Genomic DNA, 6,189 nt, shown 5'->3' on the forward strand with positions numbered 1-6,189 from the left:
ATGATTGTCTTTTGTGGATACGCCAACAACGATGTGACGGTACATGTTCCACATGTACCGGTGCTCGGAGAGCGCGTGCAGGCAACGGCCATCAGTCAGATCGACGGTGGAATGAATGCAAATGCTGCGGTATCCGCAGCCCGAATGGGCGCGCAGGTGATCTTTGCCGGTGCCGTGGGCCCGGACGCGCGATCCACCGAGTTTCTCGAAGCCCTCGAGGCTGACGGCGTCGACACCAGTTGGTCGCCGCGAGATGCGTTCCTGTCGACGGCAGTTGTACTCATCGCGCAGGACGGCGATCGCTCCATCATCAGTCAAGACGACCCGAACGATGCCGAACGAATCGGAGTTGTCATCACCCGATTGGCTGCTGCCGGTGGTGGACGGCTGTTCCTCGACGGATACCGTGCGGGCTTCCTGCCAGAGGGATTGCCGGGAAGCGTAAGTCTGGTAATCGATCTGGACGGTTGTGAAAACAAAGCCGCGGCACTGCGCGCATTCGCGCTCGCTGACCACGTCGTCGTAGGGCGTGCCCTGTGGGAAGGCGAGTTCGGGATCGGTTTCGATCAGTGGCAGGCACTGGCCGCCGAACACAACACACACCTGCTGGTGACCGACGGCTCGCGAGGTTGGACACTGGCCACACCGGGCGGCGAGGTGACGAGCGAACCGGCAGTAGTGGTCGACGTCGTCGATGCCGTCGGGGCCGGTGATTGCTTCGGCGGTACGTACATCGCTTTTGTCGACGCCGGGCGCTCACCGGTGGACGCTGCACGACTCGCGGGAGCCTCGGCTGCCTTGGCTTGCGCCACTGCCGGACCCCGTGGATGCCCCACCCGAGATGAATTGGACAGCTTCACAGCAACATTGACCCCTCACACCCTTTTGGAGACTCGATGATGAAACGTGCATTGCCTCTGGCGCTGGGAGCTGCAGTCGCGCTCACGCTCACCGCTTGTGACTCGGCTTCGTCGAGTGACTCGAAGGACGCATCGGGTGGCTCGTCCATCCCGCAGCCGACCCGAGTCGCCGAAAGCTGTGACGGGACGAACGGCAAGCTCAAGGTCGGTCTGGTGACCATCAACCTTCAGGCGCTGTACTTCAACCAGATCAACAATGCCGCCAAGAACGTCGCGGACAAGGCAGGTGTCGACCTGCAGATCATCAGTGGCAACGACGATTCCGTGGCGCAGGCCAACGCCTTCGACAATCTGATCGCCGCCGGAGTCGACGCGATCATCGTCGATGCAATCGACACGGACGGAATCAAGCCGTCGGTGGTCAAGGCCAAGAACGCGGGTATTCCCGTCGTCGCGGTCGACGCGACCATCGACGATCCGGCGCTGTCGACTCAGGTCGGTACGGCCAATGCCGAGGGCGGTGCCAAGATCGGAAACACCTTGGCCGACGTCGCGAACAACACCGGAACGGTCGGTATCGTCGGCGCGCTCAACAGCACTGTCCAGTTGGAGCGGCAGAAGGGCTTCACGGAGACCGTGACCGGCCGCGGAATGACCGTCGGCACCGTCGTGGACGGACGTAACATTCAGGAGAACGCACAGACCGCAGCGGAGAACCTGCTGACCGGCGGTGGCGACATGAAGTACGTCTACGCAACCGGTGAGCCGGCTTTGATCGGACTCGTTGCGGCGGTCAACAGTCAGAAGGCGCAGGATCGCATCGAAGCAGTCGGTTGGGATCTTTCGGATCAGGCGGTAGGCGGACTCAAAGCCGGTTGGCTTAAAGGCGTGGTCCAGCAGAACACCTTCGAATTCGGCCACGAGGCAATGAATTCGGCAATCGACCTGGCTTGTGGTCGCGGCGCTCCGGCGAACATCCCCGTCCCCACCCAGATCGTGACCCCGGAGAACGTAGCCGACTACATGTACTACTTGGAGAAGTAATCATGGCACCTCCACTGATCGAACTCTCGGGCATCACCAAGTCGTACGGACCGGTGAAGTCCCTTCAAGGAGTTGACCTTCGGCTGGCGAAGGGTGAAGTACTCGGAGTTGTCGGCGACAACGGCGCCGGCAAGTCCACCCTGATGAAGATCCTCGCGGGCGCCGTCCAGCACGACGGCGGCGAAATGCGCGTCAACGGTGAACCAGTGCGCTTCTCGACGCCGCTCGACGCGCAGCAGAAGAAGATCGGCATCGTCTACCAGGACCTGGCGCTGTGCGACACGCTCGATGTCGCGAGCAACCTGTTCCTCGGCAGAGAACCGCGAAAAGGTCCATTCCTCGACCGGCATGCCATGCACGAGAAGGCGGCTCACATTCTCGCCGACCTTCATGTCAAGGTGAAGTCGACCTACCAGGAGATCGGGCAACTGTCCGGCGGGCAGCGGCAAACCGTCGCGATCGCCCGCGCTGTTTCCTTTCGGCCAGACGTACTGATCCTCGACGAGCCCACCGCAGCGCTCGCCGTCGCCGAGGTCGAGTCGGTGCTCAAGCTGATCACGGACGTCGCAGCGGCCGGAGTGGGCGTCATTCTCGTGACACACCGCCTGCAGGACCTGTTCCGCGTATGTGACCGAATCACGGTCATGTACGAGGGGCAGAGCGTCGACGACGTTCCGATCGGCGACCTGAACATCGAGTCCCTCGTCGGACTCATCACTCGAACTCCGGTGCCGCAACGGACATCGGCAGCAACACAGGGAGCCACGGCATGACCACTCTCGAGAAGACCCAGGCGCCGATCGAGCGCAAGCTCGCCGCGAAACCCTCCTTGTGGGACAGCGTCAACAAGCCCACCCTCGCGATGCTGGCGGTGACAGTTGCTGTCGCAGCCGTCTTCTCGGCGACCACGTCGTCGTTCCTGACATTCACGAACCTGTCGAACCTGGCAACCCAGATCGCTCCGGTTCTGATCATCGCGGTGGCGATGACTTTCGTGATCACGGCAGGTCAGATCGACCTGTCCGTCGGTGCGATCGTCGCGTTCGTCGCGGCGATGAGTGCCGAGCTTATCCAGGCCGGCGTCGATTCGTCCCTGGTCTTCGTCGCCGCCCCGGTGATGGGTGCGGCCTGGGGCCTGGTCAACGGATGGCTCGCTGCCTATCAGGGCATTCCGCCGTTCATCGTGACTCTGGCGACGATGTCCGTCATTCGCGGTATCGCGCTGTATCGGACCGAAGGATTCTCCGTTCCGGTTCCGGCCGACACTTACTTCGCGAAGCTCGGAACTGCTGAGTTCCTCGGGTTCTCCGCCAGCGCCTGGATTGCTCTCGTCGTCGTGGTCATCGGAGCAATTGCGCTCAACCGCATGCGCTTCGGGCGCTACGTCACCGGTATCGGATCCAACGTCGAATCCGTGCGACGGTCCGGCGTCAACACGCGTCGTGTGCTCATGATGACGCTGGTCTTCACCGGCTTGGCTGCCGGTATCGCGGGACTGCTGATCGCGGCTCGACTGGGCTCGGGTTCGGCCAACTCCGCAACGGGATTCGAGCTCACGGTGATCACCGCGGTGGTTCTCGGTGGCACCAACCTCTTCGGCGGTCGCGGCACCGTGATCGGTACCGTCATCGGCGCTGTCCTGACCGGAATCATCGCCAACGGACTGACCCTGCTCGGTGTGAGCCCGTTCTTGACACCGATCATCACCGGTGTCGTTCTGCTCCTGGCCATCTGGATCAACATGCGGGGACACACCCTGAGCGCGCTGTGGCGACACCTGCAGTCCGCACCCTCGGGGCCTGCACGCTCATGAGCAAGGTTCGTACTGTCACGGGAACTGTGGACAGCTCGGAACTCGGACTGGTTCTCCCACACGAACATCTGCACAACGACGTCACCGGTGCGTACACCGAGGCCCCGGATCCGGTTGTGGCACAGCGGTTGGCCGGTCCGGTACGCGCCGAGGATGCCTGGCTTCTTCACGACAATCCGTATTACAGTCTCGACAATTGTCGAGTCGACGACGCAGCGGCCGTGGTGGAAGACCTTGTGGACTTCGCCCGCCTCGGTGGTCGGACGATCGTCGATCTGACACCGCCGGGACTGGGCCGGGCACCGGAGAAGTTGGCGGAGTTCTCGCGAAAGTCAGACGTGCGAGTGATCATGGGTTCAGGGTGGTACCTCGAGACGACCCATCCGGTCGAGGTCCACGAACTCGGTGTCGACGATCTGGCAGGTTCGCTCGTCGAGGAGTTCGATCCGGCAAAGGAATTGGCACCTGGCGTGATCGGGGAGATCGGAGTCTCCCCGCTCTTCACTCAGAACGAGGCGAAAGCGTTGAGGGCGGCATGCATCGCCCAGCGCGAGGTGGACGTGCCCCTGTTCGTCCACCTTCCGGGATGGCAGCGCGTCGGACATCACGTCGTCGACATCGTGGTCGACGAGATGGGCGTCGATCCGCAAGCAGTGGTCCTGTGCCACATGGACCCGTCCGGACACGACGCCGACTACCAACGATCGCTCGCCTACCGCGGTGTCTTTCTCGAGTTCGACATGATCGGGATGCCTTTCGATTTCCCAGGCGAGGGTCTTTCGCCGCATCCGGCGGAAACAGCCACTGCGGTAGCCGGATTGGTCACCTCCGGTCACGCATCACAGCTCCTGCTCAGTCACGACCTCTTCCTCAAATCAATGCTCAGAAAGCACGGCGGAAACGGATTCTCCTACGTACCACTCGCCTTCGCCGCCCGGTTGGTGCGCGCAGGCGTAGATCCCCAGCAAGTGTCCGCACTGATGCGAGACAACCCGAGGTCGCTCTTCGAGCAGGCCGCGAAAGGAAACAGAAGCAGTCATGGGTAAACGAGTACTGATCGCCGGCGAGAGCTGGATGACGACGTCGACGCACGTCAAGGGCGTCGACGAGTTCAGTGTCCATTCCTACGTCGAGGGAGTCGGTCCGCTTCGGGATGCGCTCACCTCACGTGGCCACGACGTGACACACATGCCCGCACACCTGGTGCCGACGCAGTTCCCCGGTACCGCAGAAGCGTTGTCCCAGTTCGACGTCGTCGTTCTCTCCGACATCGGAGCGAACTCGCTGCAGCTGGCTCCCGGCGTGTTCGACCAGTTCCGCGCCGGCGAGGATCGTCTTGTCGCGCTACGTGACTGGGTGAACGCCGGCGGCTCACTGATGATGATCGGTGGTTACCTCTCGTTCTCCGGGTTCCAGGCGCGAGCAGCTTTCCGCCAGACCGCGATCGCCGAAGTACTGCCCGTGACGATGCTGGCCGAAGACGATCGCGTCGAGACACCGGCCGGGATCGTTCCCACCGTCGTCGATGCTGCTCACCCGGCTCTCGGTGGTGCCGGCGATTCCTGGCCGGCGCTCCTGGGATACAACCGTGTCGTCGCGAAGGACGGTGCCGTGGTTCCCGCCACCATCAACGGCGATCCGCTTGTCGCTGCCGGTGAATACGGCGCCGGACGGTCGATCGTCTTCACCTCGGACTGCTCGCCACACTGGGCTCCGCCGGAGTTCTGTGAGCAGTGGCCTGGATACACCGACCTGTTCGACGGCTTGATCAGTTGGGTCGCCGGCGAATGAGTCGCTCCTCAGACCTGCTCGCGCGGCAGCAGAGTAATCTCGCTGCCGCGCGGGCGGTTCCATTCATCGAGGACACCATCGGCGGGACGTTGAGTGATGAGGGATTCCGCCGGTACCTCGTGATCGAAGAGGCATTCGTACTGACGGCCGTCAAGGTGTTGGGGTTGGTGGTCGCCGAATCCCCGACGCTCGACGACGCGCTCGACCACGTGACGTCGATGTCGAACCTGGTGGGCGAACAGCGCGAGTATTTCGCGCAGTTGCGTTCCCGCTTCCCGTACGCGGGGGACGCAGCGGCTCTGGTCGAGGAGTCGTCTGTGCTGTCGACGCATGCCTTGACCCTCGCTGGCGAAGAGGGCAGGGCGGCGGCCCTGGTGGGCATGTACGCCGCGGAATCCCTGTATCTGTCGTGGTGCCGGGAGGCGGCGGCAGTGAACGTACAGCGCGAACCAGCGTTGCAGGACTGGGTAGACATGCATGTCGCTCCGCCGTTCGTGTCTCAGGTGGCGGTGCTGGCGTGCGAGGTGGACGCCATGCCCGAGTCCGTCACCGACGAGGACCTGGATCGGTGGTTCTCCGGCATGCTGGCCGCAGAGATCGATTTTCACAACGTGGCGGTGTGAGCTACTGCTGTGCGCCTTTATTAACCCCCGGCGGTTAATAAAGGCGCACAGCAAAAGG

Annotated in this window: 7 protein-coding genes; all 7 read left to right on the forward strand. The window is 62.8% G+C overall.

Going from position 1 to position 6,189, the window contains the following annotated elements:
* The 7 genes from AC1DWA_RS16650 to AC1DWA_RS16680 are packed head-to-tail and all read left to right on the forward strand — an operon-like array spanning window position 1 to window position 6,131.
* Entirely contained in the window at window positions 1-900 is a 900-nt protein-coding gene (locus AC1DWA_RS16650) for a carbohydrate kinase family protein (protein ID WP_029537090.1), read from the forward strand.
* Window positions 897-1,904, forward strand: a complete 1,008-nt coding sequence (locus tag AC1DWA_RS16655) for a substrate-binding domain-containing protein (protein ID WP_019745494.1) — start codon at window positions 897-899, stop codon at window positions 1,902-1,904. The genes AC1DWA_RS16650 and AC1DWA_RS16655 overlap by 4 nt, the downstream gene beginning before the upstream one ends.
* A 2-nt stretch (window positions 1,905-1,906) precedes the next feature.
* Window positions 1,907-2,677 (forward strand): ATP-binding cassette domain-containing protein, encoded by a 771-nt coding sequence (locus AC1DWA_RS16660; protein ID WP_003939830.1) that lies wholly within the window; start codon window positions 1,907-1,909, stop codon window positions 2,675-2,677.
* The gene (locus AC1DWA_RS16665) at window positions 2,674-3,717 is read left to right on the forward strand and encodes an ABC transporter permease (protein ID WP_003939698.1); all 1,044 of its coding nucleotides are present in this window, start codon (window positions 2,674-2,676) and stop codon (window positions 3,715-3,717) included. The genes AC1DWA_RS16660 and AC1DWA_RS16665 overlap by 4 nt, the downstream gene beginning before the upstream one ends.
* Window positions 3,672-4,763: a phosphotriesterase family protein gene (locus AC1DWA_RS16670; protein WP_477916834.1), complete on the forward strand. Its 1,092-nt coding sequence runs from the start codon at window positions 3,672-3,674 to the stop codon at window positions 4,761-4,763. The genes AC1DWA_RS16665 and AC1DWA_RS16670 overlap by 46 nt, the downstream gene beginning before the upstream one ends.
* Window positions 4,756-5,508, forward strand: a complete 753-nt coding sequence (locus AC1DWA_RS16675; RefSeq protein WP_003939869.1) for a glutamine amidotransferase — start codon at window positions 4,756-4,758, stop codon at window positions 5,506-5,508. The genes AC1DWA_RS16670 and AC1DWA_RS16675 overlap by 8 nt, the downstream gene beginning before the upstream one ends.
* Window positions 5,505-6,131 (forward strand): TenA family protein, encoded by a 627-nt coding sequence (locus AC1DWA_RS16680; RefSeq protein ID WP_019745492.1) that lies wholly within the window; start codon window positions 5,505-5,507, stop codon window positions 6,129-6,131. The genes AC1DWA_RS16675 and AC1DWA_RS16680 overlap by 4 nt, the downstream gene beginning before the upstream one ends.
* Window positions 6,132-6,189: the final 58 nt, after the last annotated feature.

It is taken from the genome of Rhodococcus sp. P4_F3_2, assembly GCF_056401335.1.

Bases quoted from the DNA above. Each gene is read 5' to 3' on its own strand.
- AC1DWA_RS16650 (WP_029537090.1), top strand. From the start codon at position 1: ATGATTGTCTTTTGTGGATACGCCAACAACGATGTGACGGTACATGTT.
- AC1DWA_RS16655 (WP_019745494.1), top strand. From the start codon at position 897: ATGATGAAACGTGCATTGCCTCTGGCGCTGGGAGCTGCAGTCGCGCTC.
- AC1DWA_RS16660 (WP_003939830.1), top strand. From the start codon at position 1,907: ATGGCACCTCCACTGATCGAACTCTCGGGCATCACCAAGTCGTACGGA.
- AC1DWA_RS16665 (WP_003939698.1), top strand. From the start codon at position 2,674: ATGACCACTCTCGAGAAGACCCAGGCGCCGATCGAGCGCAAGCTCGCC.
- AC1DWA_RS16675 (WP_003939869.1), top strand. From the start codon at position 4,756: ATGGGTAAACGAGTACTGATCGCCGGCGAGAGCTGGATGACGACGTCG.
- AC1DWA_RS16680 (WP_019745492.1), top strand. From the start codon at position 5,505: ATGAGTCGCTCCTCAGACCTGCTCGCGCGGCAGCAGAGTAATCTCGCT.